Source organism: Acinetobacter sp. ANC 4779 (genome assembly GCF_004331055.1).
In the GTDB taxonomy this organism is placed as follows: domain Bacteria; phylum Pseudomonadota; class Gammaproteobacteria; order Pseudomonadales; family Moraxellaceae; genus Acinetobacter.
This window is the reverse complement of record NZ_SJNU01000005.1, coordinates 201,574-222,404: the sequence shown is the minus strand read 5'-3', so window position 1 is coordinate 222,404 and position 20,831 is coordinate 201,574. Positions and strand designations below refer to the sequence as shown.

Below are 20,831 nucleotides of genomic sequence, written 5' to 3'. Positions count from 1 at the left end.
TATGGATATAAATCAATGGATATTGGAAGTTTAGATCAATCTGTTTCGCTTGCCATTATATTTAGCGGTATTTTTCTTTGGGTTGGCATGCTGACTGGGGTATGGAAATATTATCAGATAAGTCATTCTGAACAGGCGCGGGCCCATTATTATGTCGATATTGCGCATAGAAGCAGTTTGCTTTATGCCCCCGCCAGTTTAATTCTTGCGGTATTGGCATATTTTTCAGTCTGGCCTGAAGGGCTTAACTTAATTTTCATACTGATTAATCTATTCTTTTTTAGTTTTTCAATTTTAAGTTATGTATTGCATGGCTGGCTTAAAGATACCAGCAACCAATTTAAACAGCCGCATCAAATGGGGCGTTGGCATTTACCAAAATGGATGCTTAGCAGTGCAATGATTTTTTTGGTGATGGGTGAGTTGGGAGCGACAGCAGGGTTGTTGCTTGGAGCAATAATGGGCTTGAATGGATTTTGATTAAGAAGATTAACTAGATAATATTTATGATTTTTCTTGGCTTTTTTTAAGATGGGTGAGAGTCACCCATCTTTTATTCGGTAGAATTAATTTGTTTCTGTTGACGATACTTTTGATCGACCACAGCCCAAATGTAAAAGGCAATCGAAACAATAAAAGCATACAAAAAGTATTCAGGCTTCAAATTACCTTGAATTAAACCATGAATGATTAATGTCACGAGCAGAGCAACAGTCGTACTCAAATAGGTGACCATGTTCTTATTTGCTTTTAGAGCGTTAATGAAGATTTCTTTATTGAAATGTAATGATAACATCTCCACCCCTCCTGTCATTTTTTGACCAAAACCTAATTGTTTTAGTCAGATTAGTATCTATTGTTGTACTGGTTATTTAGCGGCATTTCAATAGCTATTGTCATTATTTTGTAATAAAACTATGTTAATGCATAAATTCATATACGGATTTTATTCAAAATGTATACATTCGCTATTTTTTAGTGCATAAAGCGACCAAATTTTATGGTATCCCTTTGCAATAAATAAGCTTTATTCAACAATAGTAGATAGATATATAAGAAAGCAATATTGATGCCATTAGCTGAAAATATGGCATAGTAAGTGAGGAGGTGTTGAGAAGAATAACGATTAATTATCGAGCATTATTAGAATGGTGTTTATACAGAAACTGTGTCATTCAGGGATGTAAACAATAAAACTCTATTTGGGTAAAACAGGATGTTTTATTGATCACGCTTAAAATCATGTTTGGATAAAACTTGATTTTAATGACCTCAGTTTTCGGTTATTTTTTAACTTTGTCGATCACAATAGCAATAATCAGCACAATAGTTGACGGGATTAGCCATGCTAAATTTTGTGCGTTTAAAGGTAAATGCTGAATAATTTCAGGTAAGTTGAAACCTGCAACTTTAAGTCCATCCAGTATGCCAAATAAAAATGCAATCGCAGTTACAGGTGCAACGACGTAAGCAGGTTTATTGAAAAACTTCCAGCAGAAGCTCAGTAGAATAACGACAATGGCTGGTGGATAAATTGCACTTAACACAGGTACAGACACTGCAATAAGTTTGGTTAAACCTAAGTTTGAAATGATGAACGAGAAGCCAACCAAAACAAAAACCAAGATTTTATAAGGAATTTTAGTTAGTTCAGAGAAGTATTCTGCACATGCACAGGTTAAACCAATGGCGGTAACCATACAGGCAAGGAAAATCATTCCAGTTAAGAACAGCGAGCCAACATCACCAAACGCATGTTGCACATATGCATGCAGGATCACTGCACCATTTGCTGCATTTGGAGCAACTTCGTGACTGCCTAAACCTAATTTGAACAGACTTAAATAAACCAGCGTTAAACCCACACCAGAAATTAAGCTTGCGATCACTGCATATTTAGTCACCAGTTTTTTGTCAGTTACACCACGTGAATGAATCGCGTGAATAATGACAATACCAAAGACCAATGCGCCTAAAGTGTCCATGGTTAAGTAACCATTCACGAAACCTTCAGAAACAGGAGCAGTCACATAGTTATCAATTGCAGGTGGAATGAATCCAGCAGGAATTGCAAACGCAGCGATACCCAGCACAGCTAAAGAAATGATCTTTAAGGGTGCAAGGAAGTGACCTACAGTGTCGAGCAGTTTATTTGGGTATAAAGATACAACAGTCACCACGGCAAAATAAATTGCACTGTAAATGAGCAGGCTGCTACTTTCTGTACCAAAATAAGAAGAAAAACCGATTTCATAAGAAACGGTTGCTGTACGTGGAGTTGCAAATAAAGGACCAACCGCTAAGTAACACACGATAGTTAAAATCAGACTGGCGATTTTACCTAAAGGAGAACTTAAATTCTGGATGGATCCTTCTACACGCGATAACGCCATAATAGTGATAACAGGCAGACCAACTGCAGTAATGAGAAAACCTAAAGCAGCTAACCATACATGTTCACCCGCTTGTTGAGCTACAATCGGAGGAAAGATAATATTGCCGGCACCAATAAAAAGTGCAAATGTCATGAAACCTAAGGCAATAATATCTCTTGTACGGAGACTTGTCATAGAAGGGAGAGGAATTGATCAAAAAAGCGATTTTAGAGGATAGAAAAGCATTTTGGTAATTTATTTTATTCTGGTTATGGCTTTTACTTATATACATATACAAAGATATGAACCAATGGCTGAATTTAGGTTGATTTATATTGTTGATTATTGAATGGAAAATACAAAAAATAAGGAAAAATAATCTTCTATTCTAAAGCCTTGCATACTATTTAATTTTTTTGTAATGATAGTTTAAGTGTATAAAAATCAGTCATTAAAATCTTGAAAGCTAATATCGTTTTTCCTTTACGCACTGTAATTAAACAAAAAATTAGCAAAAGGGCTATAATCATAAGCCTTATTTATGAGGATGATGCAATGAAAGCTTCGACTATCACGATTAAAACTGAGCAAGATCTCGAGAAACTGCGTATTTCAGGGCGTTTGGCTGCTCAGGTTTTAGAAATGATAGGAAAGTATGTCAAGCCGGGAGTAAGTACAGAATATCTGGATGATATTTGTAATGATTTCATTGTAAATACTTTAAAAGTAATTCCTGCCAATGTTGGCTATTATGGTTATACCAAAACCACCTGTATTTCACCCAATGAGGTGGTGTGTCACGGTATTCCATCGCCAACGACCATTTTGCAAGATGGCGATATTATCAATATTGACGTTGCAATTATTAAAGATGGTTATTTTGGCGATACCAGTCGTATGTATTACGTCGGTACAGTGAAGCCTGAAGCTAAAAAACTGGTTGAAACCACCTATGAAGCGATGGTCGCAGGCATTCATGCAGTGAAACCAGGGGCAACGCTCGGTGATATCGGTTTTGCGATTCAGTCGATTGCACATCGTGAAGGTTATAGCATTGTGCGTGAATACTGCGGGCACGGCATTGGCAAGGTTTACCACGAACAACCGAATGTTTTGCATTATGGTCAACCGGGCCAGGGGCTTATACTTAAAAAAGGCATGGTGTTTACCATTGAACCCATGGTCAATGCGGGTAAGCCACGTGTAAAAGAGCTTAAAGATGGCTGGACAGTGGTTACAGCAGATCGCTCTTTGACTGCACAATGGGAACATATGGTTGCTGTGACTGATACCGGTTTTGAGCTTTTATCTCCTTGGCCAGAGGGTACGGGTTCATATCCTGAAATTTAATTGACAGTATTTAAATGAAATAGTCTGTTTTAATTTCAAATTGAAATAAGTTTATTTCGTGTATTAATAAAGTTTTAAAAACGATTAGCTATAAAATTAAATTATTGTTTTAGTTTGATAAATATTTTTTTATTTTTTTTCATGATATTTATTAAATATTAGATTTTTCTGTATTTTGTTTGTACTATAGCCTTATAGATTCTAGCTGTAGTTTCTTTTTCAAAGTTTATAGGCTTGTCCACCTCGGATAAGCTTTTTTTTGCCTAAAATTTTCATTACATTAAGTGAAGTTTCAAATTTTTTTGATGAGTATCGTTTCATGTTTTGTCACTTGATGGCTGAAAACTGTAAGCAAGGTTGCTTGAAATATTCAGCCATTCTCTCTTAATAGCTCAGTCATGAAAAAAATTAATATTTACTGAGATGTTCTACTAAATAATCGATAAAGACACGTACAGCAGGCAGTAGTCCACGGCGTGATGGATAAACAGCATGGAAAATACCATGCTGTGCTTTCCAGTTGGGGAGCACACGAACTAATTCACCGCTTTGGACGTAATCCTCCACAATAGTGTCAGGTAATAAGGCAATACCGCAATTTTGTCTTGTCAGTTGCGCAAGCATGATTAAATCAGATCCCATCACCATCGGGTTTACCTTGATTTTTTTTTGATTTTTTTTCTCATCGTGGACCACAATATGCTGATCGAGATGTTCATCTACCATACTCAGGATGTGATGCTGGCTTAAATCTTCCGGTTGTTTTAATTCACCAAATTCATTTAGATAAGCCTGACTGGCAAATAAGTGCTGTTCGATATTTTCAAATTTGCGTATCACCAGACTTGGATCGTCATCTAAATTTGAGCGTACCCGTAATGCAACATCAATTCCTTCATTGATGATATCGACACGGCGATTACTCACAATGAGCTGGATTTTGATTTCCGGATAGGTCTTGAGGAATTGAGGCAGAATTTTTGAAATTTCATTTTGCGCGATGGAGACAGGTAGACTGACCTTAATCACGCCACGTGGCTGGATACTGAGATGATCAACCAAGTCATGGGCAGCTTGGGCGGCATTCATCATGACTTGTGCGTGACGATAAATATTCATGCCAATGTCCGTGACTGCAAAATGGCGCGAACTGCGTTGAATTAACCGAACCCCCAAATGCTCTTCCAGATTATAAACGCGACGACTTAATTTTGATTTGGGAATGTCGGTGGCGCGTTCTGCTGCACTAAATCCGCCATGTTCAACCACCAAGGCAAAGCAATAAAAATCATCAAGATCAGACAGCATTTAAGAATTCCATTTATGCAACAATATTCAAGATTAAAGGTTTATCGTTGCAGTTTGTCAACTTCAAATTTATTTAATTTTTCAGATTTAAAGTGCCTATCTTATTGAGATCGCAAGGCTAAAGTGGAATATCTATATAGAAGGCTTTTCTTTAATTTGATGTGTGACTGCTTTGAGTCAAACAAGGTTGGATTTCTCCATTCGTATTATGACTTCTTATCAATATATAGATTTGCATAAAGGAAAAATGTCATGGAATTAAGACATTTACGCTATTTTGTTGCAGTGGTTGAGGAGCAGAGCTTTACCAAGGCTGCAGAAAAATTGTTTATTGCCCAGCCTCCTTTAAGCCGTCAAATTCAAAACCTTGAAACTGAGCTGGGGGCTTTGCTATTTGAGCGTGGAAGTCGTCCATTAAAACCTACTGCAATAGGACATTTTTTTTATCAGCAAGCAGTGAAACTGTTATCCAGCGCAGACCAGTTGAAGTCAATCACCATGCGGGAAGGCATTATCAAAAAAACGATTAGCATTGGTTTTGGTGGTTCATTGTTGTATGGATTATTACCGCGAGTGGTTTATTTGTTTCGTCAGCAACAGCCGTATTTAAAAATTAAACTGGTTCAAATGAATGCAATGGAGCAAATAGACGCGCTTAAAGAAGGGCGTATTGATGCCAGTTTTGGTCGGGTGCGGATTTCTGATCCTGCAATCAAGCGAATTTTATTGCGTGAAGAGCCACTGATGGTGGCTGTGCATTCAAGTCATCCACTTACTGAAAATAAAAACGGGGTTAAACTCGAAGAAATTGTGGAGGAACATGTGTTGTTGTATCCCAATCAACCCAAACCGAGTTTTTCCACCCAAATGAAAGGTTTGTTTTCAGAGTATGGTTTAGAGCCGAAGAATTTAACCGTGGTTGAAGATATTCAACTGGCTCTAGGTTTGGCGGCTGCGGGCGAAGGTCTGTGCATTGTTCCAGAGAGTGCTAAAACTATGCAGTTTAAACATCTGAATTATATTCCTATCTTGGATGAGGACGCCGTCAGTCCGGTCTTTATGATTATTCGGAATACTGATAATAGTGACTATATCCATTCATTATTAGACAGTGTGTATCAAGTCTATGACCTGGAAGCCATCAAGTATGACCGTCGAATTTTTTAATATTGATGGTCATTTAATGACTTTATTTATTATTTAATTGTTCTGTTTAAGAAATATGACTTTATTTTAGAAACTCGGCTATTTCGCGACCGAATTTGATCGGTTCACTGATTAATGGCGTATGTCCAGATTTTTCAAAGATAATCTGTTTGGCATTTTTTACGCTACTGGCAATCATTTTTTGCCCGGCTGCAGGATAAAGCCTAGATTTTTCGCCAATAAAAAAAGTACTTGGACAAGAAAGCTGTGCAATGGCGTCACGATAGTCTTCGTTATGATGTAAATAATTATTGATATACCAGGCCAAATAATCCAAACGCTGCATGGGTAAAAGAAGGGACTGTAATTTTGGCTGTTTTAATGCGATGTTAAAAATTAAAGGTGTGAACTTATTACTGGCTTGAAGCTGAAGAAAGTCTAGCCATAATTCTAGTAAATGTTGCCGGGATGTTGAATCCAGATCCGACAACAGTTTTGCATCGGATTTTAACGCCAGTAATTGTGAGATGTCTGCCAAGAGTTGTTTGAGTTTGGGTTGTTGCTGGCTCAATAAACCGTATTGCCAAGTCTCATCGACCGAAATCTTGGGCGTTTGATCAATATGTAAATAGCGCGTTAATTTTGCATTTAAGTTGCTGTATTGCATACCATGCATGGCCGTTGTTGCACCCATGGAATAAGCGATCACTGAAAATTGATCTAACTGAAGTTGTTCAATCAAGCTGTCTATATCACGCCAGTGACTGGAAATGGCATCCATTTCAGGAATTTTGCAGCGTTGTGAGCCGCCAAAACCGCGCCAGTCGGGAATAATGAATTTATGATTCATGGCTTGAGGATATAAGAACGGCAGCCATTGCCAACTTTGCATGCCCAAACCTGACAGAACCAATACAGGCTGTCCTTGTCCAAATTCGCGGACAAACAGTTGTTCGCCGTCCGGCATGCAGTAATGCGGCATGGTGATTTCCTTTATTTATTATTGTTGATCGAATGCTTTTAATTGCGGGATCATGGTTTCCAGCCAATCAATCCAACCTACCTCTAAATCAATTCCAAGTTGTAGAATCATTTTATGAATAAACTGGGTGCGATCTTGAGTTTGCCCCTTGGCGAAATCTTTTGCAAAAATTGTTTGGTAAGTTTTTAAATTTTCTTTGTGTAAAATCAGATGCCGTTCCAGTTCAGGCAGTACAGTGTTACCGCCCAGTTGAGCTTCAGCACGTAGCCGCACCATTAACTCTTCACGTAATTGGGCAGGCGGACTTTGTTTGACCATCCATTCTGCTAATTCAGTCCGACCTAATTTTTCAACTTGATAGGTTTTTTTACGGCTCGTGGAGTTGCTGTCTTCTAGAGTGGAAATCCAGTTTTTCTGCTGCATTCCGCTCAGTTCACGGTAAATTTGCTGATGCGTTGCATTCCAGAAAAAGCCCATGGAACGGTCAAAACGACGTGCTAAATCAATTCCTGTACTCGGTTTTTCAATTAAGCTGGTCAACAAAACATGGGCTAAAGACATAAACGGCTCAGTCAGTAAAAATTTACCTAAACATTATGCAACATGTTGCATAAAAATCAAATCTAGAATATAAATTATGCAACAAGTTGCATTAAAACCCTATTCGCTAGCTCAAATAGCACGCCAAGGAGATCATATGTCTAATTACCCTCATTTGTTAGCACCTTTAGATTTAGGCTTTACTACATTAAAAAACCGTGTCTTGATGGGGTCCATGCACGTGGGCTTGGAAGAAGCACCCGGTGGTTATGACCGTATGGCCGCATTTTATGCTGAACGTGCACAAGGCGGTGTAGGGCTGATTGTGACAGGGGGTATTTCACCAAATGACGCAGGTCTGACCTTTGCTGGTGGCGCGAAATTAGACAGTCGTGAAGAAGCTGAAAAGCATCAAGTGATTACTCAAGCGGTGCATGATGCGGGTGGTAAAATTGCTATGCAGATTTTACATACCGGACGCTATTCTTATCAGGCCGATTTGGTTGCGCCGTCCGCTATTCAAGCACCGATTAATCCAAGTAAACCGCATGCTTTAACGACTGCAGAAGTGAATCAGACTATTGCAGATTTTGCTCACTGCGCCAAGTGGGCACAATATGCAGGTTACGATGGCGTAGAAATCATGGGTTCGGAAGGTTATTTGATTAATGAGTTTATTGCCGCACGTACCAACCATCGTGATGATGAATGGGGGGGGAGCTATGAAAAGCGAATTCGTTTCCCAATTGAAATTGTAAAACGCACCCGTGAAGTAGTAGGTGAACATTTCATTATTATTTACCGTTTATCCATGCTGGATCTGGTTGAAGGCGGTTCAACTTTTGATGAAGTGGTGCAACTGGCGAAAGAAATTGAAAAAGCCGGTGCCACAATTATTAATACCGGGATTGGCTGGCATGAAGCACGTATTCCCACTATTGCCACCAAAGTACCGCGCGCAGCATTTACCTGGGTGACAGAAAAACTAAAAGGTCTGGTCAAGGTTCCCCTGATTACTTCAAACCGTATTAACACCCCAGAAATGGCAGAGCATGTTTTGGCTTCAGGTCATGCCGATATGATTTCCATGGCGCGTCCAATGCTTGCCGATGCATTCTTTGTGCAAAAGGCGGAACAAGGTCGTAGTGATGAAATTAATACCTGTATTGGTTGTAATCAAGCCTGCCTTGATCATATTTTCTCGATGAAAATTGCAACTTGCCTAGTCAATCCACGCGCATGTTATGAAACAGAACTAATCTTTAAAGAAACAGCGATTGCTAAGAATATTGCGGTGATTGGTGCAGGTCCGGCGGGTCTAAGTTTTGCCACCTATGCGGCAGAGCGTGGACATCAGGTCACTATTTTTGAAGCAGCGAATCAAATTGGTGGTCAGTTTAATATTGCCAAAACTATTCCGGGCAAAGAAGAATTCTATGAAACGCTACGTTATTTTAAACGCAGAATTGAATTACTTCCTAACATTCAGTTACGTCTAAACCATCAAGCGACTTATGATGAACTGAGCAAAGCAGACTTTGATGACATCGTAGTAGCAACAGGGGTGACTCCACGCCATTTAGATATAGAAGGCATTGATCATCCAAAAGTTATGACTTATCTGGACGTATTAAAAGAACGTAAGCCGGTCGGTCAGCGTGTCGCGATTATTGGTGCAGGCGGTATTGGTTTCGATACAGCTGAATACTTAACCCATGAAGGTGATAGCGCAAGCCTGAATCCGGAAAAATTCTATAATGAATGGGGCATTGATACCACGTATGAAAATGTCGGTGGTTTGAAAGCACCAGAACTAGAACAATCCAATCGTGAAATTTACCTATTGCAGCGTAAGGCAAAATCAGTGGGTGCAGGCTTGGGTAAAACTACGGGCTGGATTCACCGTACCGGTTTGAAACACCGTGATGTGAAAATGATAGCAGGGGTAAGCTATGAAAAAATTGATGATCAAGGCTTGCATATTCTGGTCAATGGTCAGCCAACAATACTAGAGGTTGATAACGTGGTGATCTGTGCCGGTCAGGAACCGTTTACTGCCATGTTTGATCAATTGAAAGTAGATGGCAAGAGCGTACATTTGATTGGTGGTGCTAAAGAAGCTGGTGAACTGGATGCAAAACGCGCCATTCGTCAAGGTGCCGATTTGGCGGCAGTGATTTAACAAGAAATAGACCTCTCCCTAACGAACTCAAAATATATATTGAAGATTCTCACTTCCTAAAAGGAGAGGGAATCTCCCTTGGTTGTAAATGGGTAATAACTCCTCTTTCTCTGCAAGGGAGGATTGGGAGAGGGAATAAATAGAATGAAACAATGGATATAAAGAGAGGAAATAAAATGGCTCTAACAAATACTCAAGCATCGGTTCAGCGCTGGCATGAAATGCTTGCAACACGAGATATGTCTATCTTGAATGATCTGCTTGCTGAAGATGTGGTGTTCCGTTCACCGGTGGCATTTAACCCTTATCCGGGTAAGCAAGTGGTATTTTTTATTTTGACCAATGTCATTCAGATCTTTGAAAACTTTACTTATCACCGTGAATTCTATACAGAAGACGGATTAAGCGTGGTACTGGAGTTTTCAGCCAATGTCGGTGAAAAGAAACTTAAAGGCATTGATATGATTCTTTTTAATGAACAAGGGCAAATTTTTGATTTTGAAGTGATGTTGCGTCCCAAGAGCGGTTTGGAAGCATTGGCTGTACAGATGGGACAACGCATGGCTGCTTTTATGCCAAAAGCATAAAGAGTATAGTAAAAAAATAAACTGTTAATGAAATGACAGGTACTCAGTATTTTAAGTTGCATCATTTTTAAGGTGGAGCAAATATGAGACTTTTAGTCAAAAAAATTAGTATGTTGGCACAAGAAATTGTTGATCAGATGACCGGTGCAGAATTGCCTACGCTGTATTTCAATCCGCAAGGTGAAGCACGGCAAATGCTCGATGTTTTGCCTCAACTAAAGCAGAAATATCGTCCGACACCGTGGTTGTCAAATACGCATTTGCATTTGATGTATTTTGACTTGATTAAAAAGAAAACCATTCAGCTTAAATATGATGCCCTTGAACAGTTACAGATGTCGGATGGTGGTGTCACAGGTGTTGCCTGGTATGGGCTTGATCTGCCTGCCGATACTCCGACTATTATATTAATGCATACACTGACTGGTACACCTGAAAGTATGTCAGAACTTGTGCGTGACTTACATCAACATACAGGTTGGCGTGTTGCACTGTGTTTGCGCCGTGGTCATGCCAACTTGCCCATGCCGATACCGAAGATTTCTATATTTGGTTCAACGGATGATTTGCGTGAACAGATTCTGCATATTCAAATAAAGTTTCCAGATTCTCCTTTATATGCTGTAGGTTCATCTGCGGGTACAGGATTATTGGTGCGCTATCTGGGTGAAGAAGGTGAGCAAACTCCATTTAAAGCCGCTTTTGCCCTTTGTCCAGGTTATGACACTGAAAATGGCTTTAAAAACGTCCATCCTTTTTACAGTAAGGTGATGACCAAAAAGCTTTTTAAGTCTTTTATTTATCCTTATACGACAACTTGGGGACAAACGGCTTCTTTGTCGCAGGTGCTAGCCACTACAAGCCTATTAGAATTTCAATATCAGTGTTTTGAACTGGCAGGCTATAACAGTTTTGAGGACTATAATCAGGCAACCAATCCGATCTTGGTATTTGAAAATGTCAAAATCCCACTCATGATTTTAAATGCAGAGGATGATCCAGTATGCCATATTCGAAATTTTGATCCTTTTAAAGAAGCTATCCAACAGATGTCAAATATAATGGTGGTAACCACAAAAAAGGGCAGCCATTGTGGTTTTTATGAGGGCTTAAATCACACGAAATCATGGTCAGCACGGTTGATTGCAGACTATTTAATTGCGCAACACCAGTAAATTTTAAAAGTTAGGAATTGCTTTGTAACGAACTCTTTGAAATGTTTTGATGCAATTACAATTGTTCTGTCTGGTAAATAATTGGCTTTTAAGTCAGTATCTCTGTTATAGTGAATCAACAATAAAAATGACATGAAAGTGTTCTTTTTTTAAATTGATATAAGTCTTATTAAATCTGAGTTATCAAAGTTAAGGTTGTTATTTTGAAATGCCAATGGTGGCGTTTCTGTATGTGTTGAAAAAAATTGGTGTAAATGTTGAATATAATTGAAAATTTAGTAGCAAAATCTGTAAATGGTAGTGAAATTATTGTATCGCTGGTGCCTTCAAAAAAAATGCAAAGTACTCGTGATGGGTTTAAATGGGTTGAAGTTGGAAAAAGAGTAATGCTTCAGTCTGGTGTTGAAATCGATTTGAACCTTGATGGTCGTAGCTTCTATACAGGTGTTAATGAAATGTTCCGATTCACCTCACGTGTGAATTAAACATTTAAATACTCACTGATCTAAATTAAAAACCGCCTTGATGGCGGTTTTTTGCTATCTGCTCATTCGTTTATAGTTAAAGTTTTGTATCAATGAAAATTCTCATCGATACAAATATTTTTATAATAAAAAATATGATCTTAGATGTGAAATGCTTGATCTGTTTTAGGAATTAAATAAGTTAGGATTTTATCTAAAGCTATATTTGAAGAAATTAATTTTTACATTTTTGTGTTTTTGTGAGCGTTTTATGTCACTTTTTGTCATTTATTGGTGAGTATAATAAAGGTATAAAAAGTAATCCACTTTATATAGGGGGTGGTAGATAATGAGCACACTAGAATTATTAGTAACTTCCTCATCAGCTCTTATGCTCATGCTTGTTATTTATGCTTTTGGACAAATGTTTAATTAGTCAAAAATAGGTTATATAAAAAAGCATCTTAGGGTGCTTTTTTATTGCTCTCAACTTTATCACCCTGATTGTATAAAACCACTTTAAGCAATTTTAGGCCCGGTATGTATAGTGTAAATGAGTTCAGACAAATCCTAATCCAAGCTTTCTGCATACGTTAAATATTATTTCTTGGTCGCTTCATCCAAGTTTAGATCGCGATTAAGTAGCCATAAATATTTTAAGTCAAGTTCACCGACTAGTACCATATTATAATCAGCGTCAATTTTTAAAACCCAATCATTACCTTGGGTAAATGGAATCCAGCGTAAACCTTTAGGTAGGAAATTCACTTCAAGTTTGCCTTTTGCTCCATCTACAATAGTGGCTTCCGCAATTGCTTCATCTAAAGCTTTGTCCTTATCTCAGCAGCGATTTTTTGTCCGAACTGTAGCATTTATCATTTAAGCTATAAATTGCTGAAATATCCGTACAAGCTTCTGCTTGATGCATCATCGGTAAGTGGGCAATTTCATACCAACTGCCAAGATAATAATTTAATTCAAAATTAGAAACTGGAGGAATTTTTTGAGATATTTCTTTTCCTTATTCATGTTTTCTTTAGTGATTTAAGCAGTGTTACTGATAAATAAGATATTGAATATATGAAATTTGTTTGGTTGTTGAATTTTATATATTTTAAAAAGTATATTTTTTAAACGTGATTTATATATTTATTTTAAAATCGTGATTGAAAATATTGTATATTCTTAAAGAATTACATTAAATTATTTTATAAATATTTAATGTAGGAGTAATTAATTTTAGACATTTTTTTATTAACTACCAGGTTGTTTAGTCTTAATATTTAACTTTATAAATATACTTTTATTTCAGTATTATATTTTGATACATCATTGCTGTTTTTATTAAGTTAACTTGGGTATATGCTGATATTGTGATTAATAATTGGACTGATATTGTCGTTTAGTGCAATGGCCATCAGGAATACTACTATGTCTAAATCGAAATCTCAAAATCAACCAGAGTCTAATCAACGTAATCAACCTATAAAACAACCCCACCATCTACCCGAGCATGACCATAGGAATAATGAGAAAAGATCGCCTGAAAAGCAGCCTGCACAGAGCGAAAAATAAAAACCAGCTCTTATGTCATTGCTGTGTTTAAAGGGGTTTAGGCCCCTTTAAACAAGACAAGAGGATTAAAGTATGCATATTAAACCTGTGAAAGTTTATAAAATGAATGAGGATTTTAAAATCTCACCTAACTTTATTTATATGTGGGAGTATGATGATGAGTATAATTTAATGAGTGTGTATGATTCATTACAAAAAAATTAACTAGAATTATGGGGACTTATCAATGGATTCTAAATTCTACAGGGGAGGTTTTTTTTATAGAAGAAGATCTTCCTGATTTAATACATTAAAGGTTTATATAAAATGAACATGACAACAACATATCCGCAAAAATTAGTCACATTTTATAAATTGGATAGTCCTGATATTCAGCGAGGTGTTTGGGCTAATTATGATAAAAATGGAAATTTTATAAATCTCACTAATTATTATGGTAAAAAATTAGAATTAACTGGACCTGATCGTGTTCGGATAGATGGGGAAGTATGGGTGTGTAAAGATCATTTTAAATAAATTTTTATTATGTCATGTTTTAGATAATGATAATGATAATGATAATGATAATGATAATGATTATAAATATAAAATTTTATATGTTAATTAATACACAGAATTAATATTATATTTCAAGATGTATAATTATATATTTAAATTTGAAATAATTAAATAGTGGACTCAGAGATGTTGAATCTCTATAAATTGAATAAGTATAAAGTCTTAAAGAAAATTTCTGGGGAATCATATATATTTGTATTTCTTCTGAAAGCCAATATTGAGATTAAAAACATGCTATCAAAACAATTAAGAATACTTAGCGCTATTCTCACCATTCTTGGTATTTGTGCATTTTTCGCATTTCAATATTTTTTACAATCTGATGAGCGTGGGGGCTTTAAAGAAGGAACTGAACAATACAATGGATATCGCTATGCCCAAGACAATCAGTTAAAGTCTGTAGATGAGTGTAGTGATGGAAAGAATGATCCAGCAATGAATTTTAATCCTGATTTTTTGCAAGGGTGTCAGCATTACTTTAATCAATAGTATCGGCTGGTATTTTCACTTATGAAAGTTGCACAACTAAAAATAAACCCTAGAAATAAAATATTTATAGAAAGAATAATTACTGAGGTTATCAGTTAATTATATAAATTTTAGAGATAAACACTTTATGGCAATGACCTCTTATTTATTGAATAAATAGCATACTTTCTTGATATGATTAATGACTAAAATGACAATTTTTTCAGTATTAGGTTCGTCAAAAACATTCTACTACAGTCGTTTTTTTATGCCTGACGTTTTGGACTTGCGACATATTCATCTTTCATTTCAAAGAAGAATTGATTTGCTTGCTTAGCATTGCAATTTAGCCAGTCCATTCTATTATTTTCAGGTATCACAATAATGGAACGCTTTTCATCATTCGGCTTATGGAATTGCTTCATAAATGAATGATGATCTGCATTGATGGTTAATAAGCTCATTGATCTGACAGGTTTGCTATTGATTACTGCATCTTCATAGATCGCAGCAAGAGTGAAAGGCAGTCCATCTTCACGGGAAATTCCATACCAATGTGGCTGTCCATCTATATATTTAGGTTCAAAAACCGTTTCCACAGGGACTAAGACAAATTGGCTTTTATGCCAGGCATGTCGAAAGCTGGGCTTCTCAGCCACGCTTTCAGTTCTGGCGTTATAGGTATGACGACCAAATTTTAACTCTTTAGCCCAAAAAGGAATGAGCCCAAATTTGGCCAGATCCCATTCGGGTTGATCAACCCCATGCATTAAAATTGGCGCGTTGTATAAAGGGAAAATATCATCAGGAAATTCAAATGGAGGTTCTGGAAGGTCCAGAAGAAAGGCTCTATTTTTTTTGATCGCTTCAAAATTTGCACACATGAGCAGTCTCTTTATTTTTATGAATATTTATTAAATCAAAAATAATCCACACAAATAATGAATCTTACAAATCTAGAACTATTCCTATTAAAGCCAGTTATCTCAAGGACTGTAATTACATTGCACGTATGTAAATTATAGGATTTGAGTGATGGAGATTTCGGACTGTAATGCCAAGGCGAGTTTTCGGATTGATCTTTACGGGTGTGAATAATAGAACGAAAAAGAACTTTATTTTTCCAGTTTTTAGTGGTCTTTGAAAACACGATATAGATGAGTTTGATAATGTCATCGTTTGTTGGGATTAATTCATAGAAGGAATTTTTTGCAAATTAGTTTAATTCAGTATACGTGGAAAATAACCCATAGAAATTAGTTGAAATTTATATTACCTCAACCTGAGGTATATTTTGGTCAATAATACGGCGATGTAATTGAGCTTAAAAGGGGCTTGTTAATGAACATAATATTTCTAACACTACTGGTAAATAATGTGAATTTAGGAACTAATATACTTGTGATAGAGCAATCATATAGATGAATCCAACTTACATAGAAGAAAATTGAAACAGATCTAGTGTGGAATAATTAAATTTAAGGAGTAGATTAAAAAAAGTCGTTATGAGTACGGCATATTCCAGATGATAGGATGTAAATAAAATGACTAATCAACAACCCTTGCAGCAAAGTCAACATAATCAGCAGTCTGATCAGCAAAACCAATCTAATCAGACACAGCCGGATCAGCAAAATCAACACATTCAGGAATCCAACCCACAAAAGCAGCCCAATCAGCAACCTGAACAACCACAAAAGCAACAGAAATAAAACTTTGTCTTATTCGCCTTGAATCGAAGTATTCAGGGTTTTTATTATTTTAAATTTTTATACATTCACTGTCCGCTTATCTTTATTTATCATCATTTTCATCAAAGGCAAAGAATAAATTAAATGAACTTAAAACCCTTCAAAATCATAAGCGCGGTTATAGCAATTATAGGCCTTGCAGCCTTTCTATATTTTCAATCTTCAATGAAACAAGACGAATTTGGTGGTTTTAAAGAAGGGACCGAGCAATACAATGGTTATCGCTATGCACAGGACACGCTTAAGTCTGTTGATCAATGTGATGATGATAAAGATGATCCAGCCATGAACTTTAATGAGGAATTTTTTGAAGGATGTAAAAAGTATTTTGAAAAATAAAACGAGGTGTCTAAGATAGAGTTGATTGCATAAGATCAATAATCACTGATGCAGTTATAATTTAAATAAAATAACCTCTGCACCCCTAAAAAATTCTCCGTAACGCTCTGCAATAAAACTTTCAGCTTCTCTTTGACTGGTAAAAACTTTTGACCGATCTTCTTCAGTCGTCCAGTGCCATTGGTTAAACATCGAAAAATGCAACTCAGATATCTCGCAAGTATGTGAGTCATTGAATTGATCGCGATAAGTTAAAAAGTTCCTATCTTTTTTTATGCAATAGAGCGCCATCAGTTTTGCCCCCTATAGTGTAAAACTGAAATTGTAGATGAGCAGGAACCCTTGAATATTGTTAAATTGTGACTTACAAAGAAAAGTATGTTTTCTACACAATTAAAGCTATGTTTCTACATTGTTTATTCTATTTTTCTTCCCGATAAGCGGTAAATAACGGCGAATAATACGTGAATTGAATAGAACAAAGCCCTAATTAAAGGGCTTTGTCAGAATATAAAATATTCTTTTAATTTTTAATGGTGATGTCTTTTTTTCTTGCCACCACCATTTTGCTTATTGACTGTAGCCCAAGCAATACGCTCTGCATCTTCTTCAGAAAGACTACGTTCTCTTTCACTGTCGAAAATATGTTTCGCCTGTCGCTTCTGCTTTTCTGTATACGCTGATTTATCACCTGCACCTGTAGGCATAATTTTATCCTCCTACAAACATCAATAGATCTCTTTATAATTTTAAATGAAGTAAAGCAAACTTAACAGGCATAATTCATACGCAGGATGTATCATAGATTGCTGAAAAAGAGTCATTTTTAATTTGTATACAAGTTTTGAAATAATTAAGTTTTAAAAAACTCTATCAAGTTGAACTGCTACTTGCGTTGTCTTAGATACAAGCCAATAGCACTCTTTTAATTTATTAACTCATTTAAAGTACATCTGTTTATAACGCTATGTTCTCACTACCGATCCATCATAAACTGGCAGGATTTTACTTTTTCTACTATTCCATAGTCGGAACCTTCATGCCTTTTTGGAGCCTTTATCTTGAAGATCAGGGTTTTAATTATCAAGAGATTGGGCTTTTATCTTCCATAGCGATTGTGACACGTTTTTTTGCACCATTTATTTGGGGATGGATTGCTGATAAGTCTGGCAAAAGAATGTTGTTGGTACGCATCGCAACATGGATGGAAGCCTGTATTTGGTTCATGATTTTTCTGATTCCAAATACTTTCCAGTCTGTTGCATTACTCATGCTTATTTTTAGTTTTTTTCAAAATGCAATTTTAGCGCAATTTGAAGGGGTGACTTTATTCTGGTTGGGTGAAAAGCGGACTGAACTATATGGAAAAGTTAGAAAATGGGGTTCGATCGGTTTTATTGTCGGTGTCTTTGGTGTCGGGGCCTTATTAGAAATTGTCCCTATTTCAATGTTGCCTGTCATGTTGCTGTGCATTGCATTTCTGGCTTTTATTTGGTCTTTCAGCATCAAAGAACCGAGTAGCGCACCGCGTTCACAAACGCAATTGGAACCACTGTTACCGATATTAAAACGACCTGTTGTGGCTGCTTTTTTTGCAATTGAATTTGTCTTGTTATTTTCCCATGCGCCATTTTATAGTTTTTATAGCAATTATTTGCATCAAGTCGGTTTTAGCACAACAGAAATCGGTTTTTTATGGTCAGTGGGCGTGATCGCTGAAATTATCATGTTTGCTTTTGCCCATATGTTTTTAACTCGGTTTTCTTGGCGTAGTCTGGTGAGCCTTTGTTTGATTCTGACCGGAGCAAGATGGATTGTTGTTGGCTTATTCCCCAACTTATTTATTGCGCAATTTTTAGCACAAACCATTCATGCCTTTAGTTTTGGCTTGTTTCATATGATTGCCATGCGCATTATTTTTCAGAATTTCTCAATGGGTCAGCAAGGTCGTGGCCAAGCGATGTATAGCACCATGTGGGGCTTAGGTGTAGCGATAGGCAGTATCTTGGCAGGTCAATACTGGCAACTGATTTCTGGCGAGGTGGTTTTTATCATTGCCGGGCTTTCAACGCTAGTCGGCTTGTTGTTTGTTCGATGGCTACCGAAACAGATTCAACAAGCCTAAATCTGAAGTTGAATAATATTGAGAGCCTATTTTTACAGCTGGATTTCACTGTATCGCTTAAACCAGGGCTGTGCTTGCTCAAGTTGAGCGGCCAGTTGCAGTAATAAGTCTTCACGAGCAAAAGGTGCAATAAACTGTGAACCTAAAGGCAAATTGTCCTGATTCCAGTACAGCGGAACAGACATCGCCGGAAGACCGGTAATATTGGCCAATTGGGTAAAAGGAACCCATTTTAAATTTTCTTTCACAATTTGATCGACCATTTTTCCTTGAGCCAGTAAATGGGCTTTGCGGAGTTTTAATAGACTTTTTAAAATCGGTTTTTGCCAGTTGGGTATTTTGATTTCACCATTTTTAGGTGCGGCCGTAGCCGTTGCAGGGGTTAAATATAAGTCATAGCGATCAAAAAAATGATTCATTTTTGTGGCATAGATCCCCCAGTTATTCAGGTTGTGAATATACTCCATTGCCGTGGTTTGCCCACCAAAGGCAGCAAGTGCAAGTGAATCCAGTTCAAAATCACTATCTTTTGCCTGATGTTGTTGTTTAATTTGCTCAAGCATATAAGAGAACTGACTGAACCAAGTGGTAATAAAATCTTTGGCGAGTGCCATACCATCAATCGGTGGGGTATCTTCCACTACCGTATGACCTAATGACTCTAATAGTTGCGCCGTATGTTGAACCGCAGCAATCGCATCTTTAGAAACATGGGTGCCAATAGGGGAATGGGTACTAAAAGCAATTTTTAGTTTTTTAGGCAGATATTGAATGGCATCTAAATAGCTACTTTGAGGATGTTCAATTTTAAATAAGGAACTATGTTCAGCGCCGTGGGTTGCATCCAGCATTGCTGCGCTATCGCGTACGGTTTTGGCGAGGATGTGTTGAATAGCAGCCCCATGCATGGCCTCACTCATTTGTGGTCCCCACGGGGTGCGTCCACGACTCGGTTTTAATCCAAATAAGCCACAGTAAGATGCTGGAATACGAATAGAACCACCACCATCGCCAGCACCGGCAATCGGAACAATACCTGCTGCAACCGCAGATGCGGAACCTCCTGATGATCCGCCACTATTATGTTTTAAATTCCAGGGGTTGTGACAGGCTCCCCAAGCCTCAGGCTCGGTAATTCCTTTAATACCAAATTCTGGGGTGTTGGTGCGTCCAAAAGTGACAATGCCGGAATTTTCCCAACGATTTACAATTTCAGAATTATGTTCAGAAATATGATTGATGCGTTTTAAGCCTTTGCAGCCATAGAAAGTAGGATAGCCTGCATATTCTTGAAATAAGTCCTTCACTAAAAATGGCACACCCGCAAAAGGACCAGTTAATTCTTGCTGAGTGCGTTTCTGTGCATAGTCATGCATGGGAATAATAATGGCATTTAATTTGGGATTGGTATGAGTTGCACGCTGTAATGCTAAATTCAGTAATTCTGAAGATGAAACTTCTTTGTTGGCAACTAATTTGGCCAATCCTAGGCCGTCATATTGTAGATATTCAGAAAGATTCATTAAAGACCTGGTTTTATTTTTCATATGAACTTTAGTTGTTGTAATGGATTTTATATGAAGAAGCAATACTGACCTGATTTCACTTCGAAGCATCTGATTGGTAAAGCGCTTGGTTAAAGTTTGAAAATCAGGAATGCGTCGGCTTGTGGCTAAATAAAACGGGATTAGATTCCGATCCAGGTTTGCAAATGAAAAAAATTTATCAATGTTCTAAAATATATCCTAAGCATTAAAATTTACTCTAGTTATATTTTACTCATAAAAATAGAATAGAAATCTTTGATTATTCATAATAGCCTAGAGCGCTCTTGAAGGTCATATTAAGCGCATCTGTGTTATGTAAATTTAAAGAAAATAATTTAATTATTTCAATCAAGTATCTT

The 20,831-nt window shown here is 37.0% G+C and carries 23 protein-coding genes; 12 read left to right on the top strand and 11 right to left on the bottom strand.

The genetic code is table 11. The annotated features are described in order from the left end of the window. Positions 1-15 precede the first annotated feature (15 nt). Positions 16-480: a hypothetical protein gene (locus tag E0H80_RS08215; protein ID WP_131364812.1), complete on the top strand. Its 465-nt coding sequence runs from the start codon at positions 16-18 to the stop codon at positions 478-480. 73 nt (positions 481-553) lie between these two features. Here E0H80_RS08215 and E0H80_RS08210 read toward each other — a convergent pair whose 3' ends face one another. Both E0H80_RS08210 and brnQ read right to left on the bottom strand, forming a co-directional pair. Beyond that, the gene (locus E0H80_RS08210) at positions 554-796 is read right to left on the bottom strand and encodes a hypothetical protein (protein WP_067866989.1); all 243 of its coding nucleotides are present in this window, start codon (positions 794-796) and stop codon (positions 554-556) included. 487 nt (positions 797-1,283) lie between these two features. Beyond that, the gene (gene brnQ / locus E0H80_RS08205) at positions 1,284-2,570 is read right to left on the bottom strand and encodes a branched-chain amino acid transport system II carrier protein (protein ID WP_131364810.1); all 1,287 of its coding nucleotides are present in this window, start codon (positions 2,568-2,570) and stop codon (positions 1,284-1,286) included. Positions 2,571-2,930: 360 nt separating this feature from the next. Between brnQ and map the strand changes: the two genes are divergently transcribed. Beyond that, positions 2,931-3,725, top strand: a complete 795-nt coding sequence (gene map, locus E0H80_RS08200) for a type I methionyl aminopeptidase (RefSeq protein ID WP_131364808.1) — start codon at positions 2,931-2,933, stop codon at positions 3,723-3,725. A gap of 408 nt (positions 3,726-4,133) precedes the next feature. Here map and E0H80_RS08195 read toward each other — a convergent pair whose 3' ends face one another. Then, entirely contained in the window at positions 4,134-5,033 is a 900-nt protein-coding gene (locus E0H80_RS08195; protein WP_131364806.1) for a LysR family transcriptional regulator, read from the bottom strand. A gap of 252 nt (positions 5,034-5,285) precedes the next feature. Between E0H80_RS08195 and E0H80_RS08190 the strand changes: the two genes are divergently transcribed. Further along, complete coding sequence (locus E0H80_RS08190; RefSeq protein ID WP_131364804.1) at positions 5,286-6,200, top strand: LysR family transcriptional regulator; 915 nt, start codon at positions 5,286-5,288, stop codon at positions 6,198-6,200. Between the two features lie 61 nt (positions 6,201-6,261). Here the strand turns inward: E0H80_RS08190 and E0H80_RS08185 are convergent, their stop codons facing one another. Together E0H80_RS08185 and E0H80_RS08180 are read right to left on the bottom strand one after the other, a co-directional pair. Then, positions 6,262-7,161 (bottom strand): alpha/beta fold hydrolase, encoded by a 900-nt coding sequence (locus tag E0H80_RS08185; protein WP_131364802.1) that lies wholly within the window; start codon positions 7,159-7,161, stop codon positions 6,262-6,264. A gap of 18 nt (positions 7,162-7,179) precedes the next feature. Further along, positions 7,180-7,722: a PadR family transcriptional regulator gene (locus tag E0H80_RS08180; protein ID WP_131364800.1), complete on the bottom strand. Its 543-nt coding sequence runs from the start codon at positions 7,720-7,722 to the stop codon at positions 7,180-7,182. Between the two features lie 136 nt (positions 7,723-7,858). On the opposite strand from E0H80_RS08180, the gene E0H80_RS08175 reads away from it, so the two are divergent. The 4 genes from E0H80_RS08175 (at position 7,859) to E0H80_RS08160 (ending at position 12,130) form a co-directional block, all read left to right on the top strand. After that, the gene (locus E0H80_RS08175; RefSeq protein WP_131364798.1) at positions 7,859-9,883 is read left to right on the top strand and encodes an NADPH-dependent 2,4-dienoyl-CoA reductase; all 2,025 of its coding nucleotides are present in this window, start codon (positions 7,859-7,861) and stop codon (positions 9,881-9,883) included. A gap of 176 nt (positions 9,884-10,059) precedes the next feature. After that, entirely contained in the window at positions 10,060-10,470 is a 411-nt protein-coding gene (locus E0H80_RS08170; RefSeq protein WP_131364796.1) for a nuclear transport factor 2 family protein, read from the top strand. An 83-nt stretch (positions 10,471-10,553) separates the two neighbouring features. Beyond that, entirely contained in the window at positions 10,554-11,645 is a 1,092-nt protein-coding gene (locus E0H80_RS08165) for a YheT family hydrolase (RefSeq protein ID WP_131364794.1), read from the top strand. A gap of 254 nt (positions 11,646-11,899) precedes the next feature. Beyond that, complete coding sequence (locus E0H80_RS08160) at positions 11,900-12,130, top strand: hypothetical protein (RefSeq protein WP_067867009.1); 231 nt, start codon at positions 11,900-11,902, stop codon at positions 12,128-12,130. 579 nt (positions 12,131-12,709) lie between these two features. Here the strand turns inward: E0H80_RS08160 and E0H80_RS17000 are convergent. Then, positions 12,710-12,907, bottom strand: a complete 198-nt coding sequence (locus E0H80_RS17000; RefSeq protein ID WP_265937224.1) for a lipocalin family protein — start codon at positions 12,905-12,907, stop codon at positions 12,710-12,712. A 37-nt stretch (positions 12,908-12,944) separates the two neighbouring features. Beyond that, a complete protein-coding gene (locus E0H80_RS16995; RefSeq protein WP_265937223.1) occupies positions 12,945-13,040 on the bottom strand; it encodes a hypothetical protein in 96 nt (31 codons plus the stop codon). A 950-nt stretch (positions 13,041-13,990) separates the two neighbouring features. Here E0H80_RS16995 and E0H80_RS08145 point away from each other — a divergent pair. Further along, positions 13,991-14,200 carry a hypothetical protein gene (locus E0H80_RS08145; RefSeq protein ID WP_228259968.1) on the top strand — a complete coding sequence of 70 codons (210 nt, stop codon included), beginning with the start codon at positions 13,991-13,993 and terminating at the stop codon, positions 14,198-14,200. A gap of 168 nt (positions 14,201-14,368) precedes the next feature. After that, positions 14,369-14,731, top strand: coding sequence for a hypothetical protein (locus E0H80_RS08140; protein ID WP_228259967.1), 363 nt, complete (start codon positions 14,369-14,371; stop codon positions 14,729-14,731). Positions 14,732-14,976: 245 nt separating this feature from the next. Here the strand turns inward: E0H80_RS08140 and E0H80_RS08135 are convergent, their stop codons facing one another. Then, positions 14,977-15,594 carry an SOS response-associated peptidase family protein gene (locus tag E0H80_RS08135; RefSeq protein ID WP_131364792.1) on the bottom strand — a complete coding sequence of 206 codons (618 nt, stop codon included), beginning with the start codon at positions 15,592-15,594 and terminating at the stop codon, positions 14,977-14,979. A 660-nt stretch (positions 15,595-16,254) separates the two neighbouring features. Here E0H80_RS08135 and E0H80_RS16625 point away from each other — a divergent pair. Together E0H80_RS16625 and E0H80_RS08130 are read left to right on the top strand one after the other, a co-directional pair. Continuing rightward, the gene (locus E0H80_RS16625) at positions 16,255-16,422 is read left to right on the top strand and encodes a hypothetical protein (RefSeq protein ID WP_165494296.1); all 168 of its coding nucleotides are present in this window, start codon (positions 16,255-16,257) and stop codon (positions 16,420-16,422) included. Between the two features lie 123 nt (positions 16,423-16,545). Next, positions 16,546-16,800 (top strand): hypothetical protein, encoded by a 255-nt coding sequence (locus E0H80_RS08130; RefSeq protein WP_131364790.1) that lies wholly within the window; start codon positions 16,546-16,548, stop codon positions 16,798-16,800. Positions 16,801-16,854: 54 nt separating this feature from the next. Here the strand turns inward: E0H80_RS08130 and E0H80_RS08125 are convergent, their stop codons facing one another. After that, entirely contained in the window at positions 16,855-17,091 is a 237-nt protein-coding gene (locus E0H80_RS08125; RefSeq protein ID WP_067867017.1) for a hypothetical protein, read from the bottom strand. A 239-nt stretch (positions 17,092-17,330) separates the two neighbouring features. After that, positions 17,331-17,507: a hypothetical protein gene (locus E0H80_RS16620; protein ID WP_165494295.1), complete on the bottom strand. Its 177-nt coding sequence runs from the start codon at positions 17,505-17,507 to the stop codon at positions 17,331-17,333. A gap of 260 nt (positions 17,508-17,767) precedes the next feature. Between E0H80_RS16620 and E0H80_RS08120 the strand changes: the two genes are divergently transcribed. Then, positions 17,768-18,925, top strand: coding sequence for an MFS transporter (locus E0H80_RS08120; protein ID WP_131364789.1), 1,158 nt, complete (start codon positions 17,768-17,770; stop codon positions 18,923-18,925). Positions 18,926-18,957: 32 nt separating this feature from the next. On the opposite strand, the gene E0H80_RS08115 is transcribed toward E0H80_RS08120, so the two are convergent. Then, positions 18,958-20,448 carry an amidase gene (locus E0H80_RS08115; RefSeq protein ID WP_131364787.1) on the bottom strand — a complete coding sequence of 497 codons (1,491 nt, stop codon included), beginning with the start codon at positions 20,446-20,448 and terminating at the stop codon, positions 18,958-18,960. Positions 20,449-20,831: the final 383 nt, after the last annotated feature.

Coding starts and splice junctions, on each gene's coding strand:
- E0H80_RS08215 (WP_131364812.1), top strand. CDS start 16: ATGGATATTGGAAGTTTAGATCAATCTGTTTCGCTTGCCATTATATTT.
- E0H80_RS08210 (WP_067866989.1), bottom strand. CDS start 796: ATGTTATCATTACATTTCAATAAAGAAATCTTCATTAACGCTCTAAAA.
- brnQ (WP_131364810.1), bottom strand. CDS start 2,570: ATGACAAGTCTCCGTACAAGAGATATTATTGCCTTAGGTTTCATGACA.
- map (WP_131364808.1), top strand. CDS start 2,931: ATGAAAGCTTCGACTATCACGATTAAAACTGAGCAAGATCTCGAGAAA.
- E0H80_RS08195 (WP_131364806.1), bottom strand. CDS start 5,033: ATGCTGTCTGATCTTGATGATTTTTATTGCTTTGCCTTGGTGGTTGAA.
- E0H80_RS08190 (WP_131364804.1), top strand. CDS start 5,286: ATGGAATTAAGACATTTACGCTATTTTGTTGCAGTGGTTGAGGAGCAG.
- E0H80_RS08185 (WP_131364802.1), bottom strand. CDS start 7,161: ATGCCGCATTACTGCATGCCGGACGGCGAACAACTGTTTGTCCGCGAA.
- E0H80_RS08180 (WP_131364800.1), bottom strand. CDS start 7,722: ATGTCTTTAGCCCATGTTTTGTTGACCAGCTTAATTGAAAAACCGAGT.
- E0H80_RS08175 (WP_131364798.1), top strand. CDS start 7,859: ATGTCTAATTACCCTCATTTGTTAGCACCTTTAGATTTAGGCTTTACT.
- E0H80_RS08170 (WP_131364796.1), top strand. CDS start 10,060: ATGGCTCTAACAAATACTCAAGCATCGGTTCAGCGCTGGCATGAAATG.
- E0H80_RS08165 (WP_131364794.1), top strand. CDS start 10,554: ATGAGACTTTTAGTCAAAAAAATTAGTATGTTGGCACAAGAAATTGTT.
- E0H80_RS08160 (WP_067867009.1), top strand. CDS start 11,900: ATGTTGAATATAATTGAAAATTTAGTAGCAAAATCTGTAAATGGTAGT.
- E0H80_RS16995 (WP_265937223.1), bottom strand. CDS start 13,040: ATGATGCATCAAGCAGAAGCTTGTACGGATATTTCAGCAATTTATAGC.
- E0H80_RS08145 (WP_228259968.1), top strand. CDS start 13,991: ATGAACATGACAACAACATATCCGCAAAAATTAGTCACATTTTATAAA.
- E0H80_RS08140 (WP_228259967.1), top strand. CDS start 14,369: ATGTTGAATCTCTATAAATTGAATAAGTATAAAGTCTTAAAGAAAATT.
- E0H80_RS08135 (WP_131364792.1), bottom strand. CDS start 15,594: ATGTGTGCAAATTTTGAAGCGATCAAAAAAAATAGAGCCTTTCTTCTG.
- E0H80_RS16625 (WP_165494296.1), top strand. CDS start 16,255: ATGACTAATCAACAACCCTTGCAGCAAAGTCAACATAATCAGCAGTCT.
- E0H80_RS08130 (WP_131364790.1), top strand. CDS start 16,546: ATGAACTTAAAACCCTTCAAAATCATAAGCGCGGTTATAGCAATTATA.
- E0H80_RS08125 (WP_067867017.1), bottom strand. CDS start 17,091: ATGGCGCTCTATTGCATAAAAAAAGATAGGAACTTTTTAACTTATCGC.
- E0H80_RS16620 (WP_165494295.1), bottom strand. CDS start 17,507: ATGCCTACAGGTGCAGGTGATAAATCAGCGTATACAGAAAAGCAGAAG.
- E0H80_RS08120 (WP_131364789.1), top strand. CDS start 17,768: ATGTTCTCACTACCGATCCATCATAAACTGGCAGGATTTTACTTTTTC.
- E0H80_RS08115 (WP_131364787.1), bottom strand. CDS start 20,448: ATGAATCTTTCTGAATATCTACAATATGACGGCCTAGGATTGGCCAAA.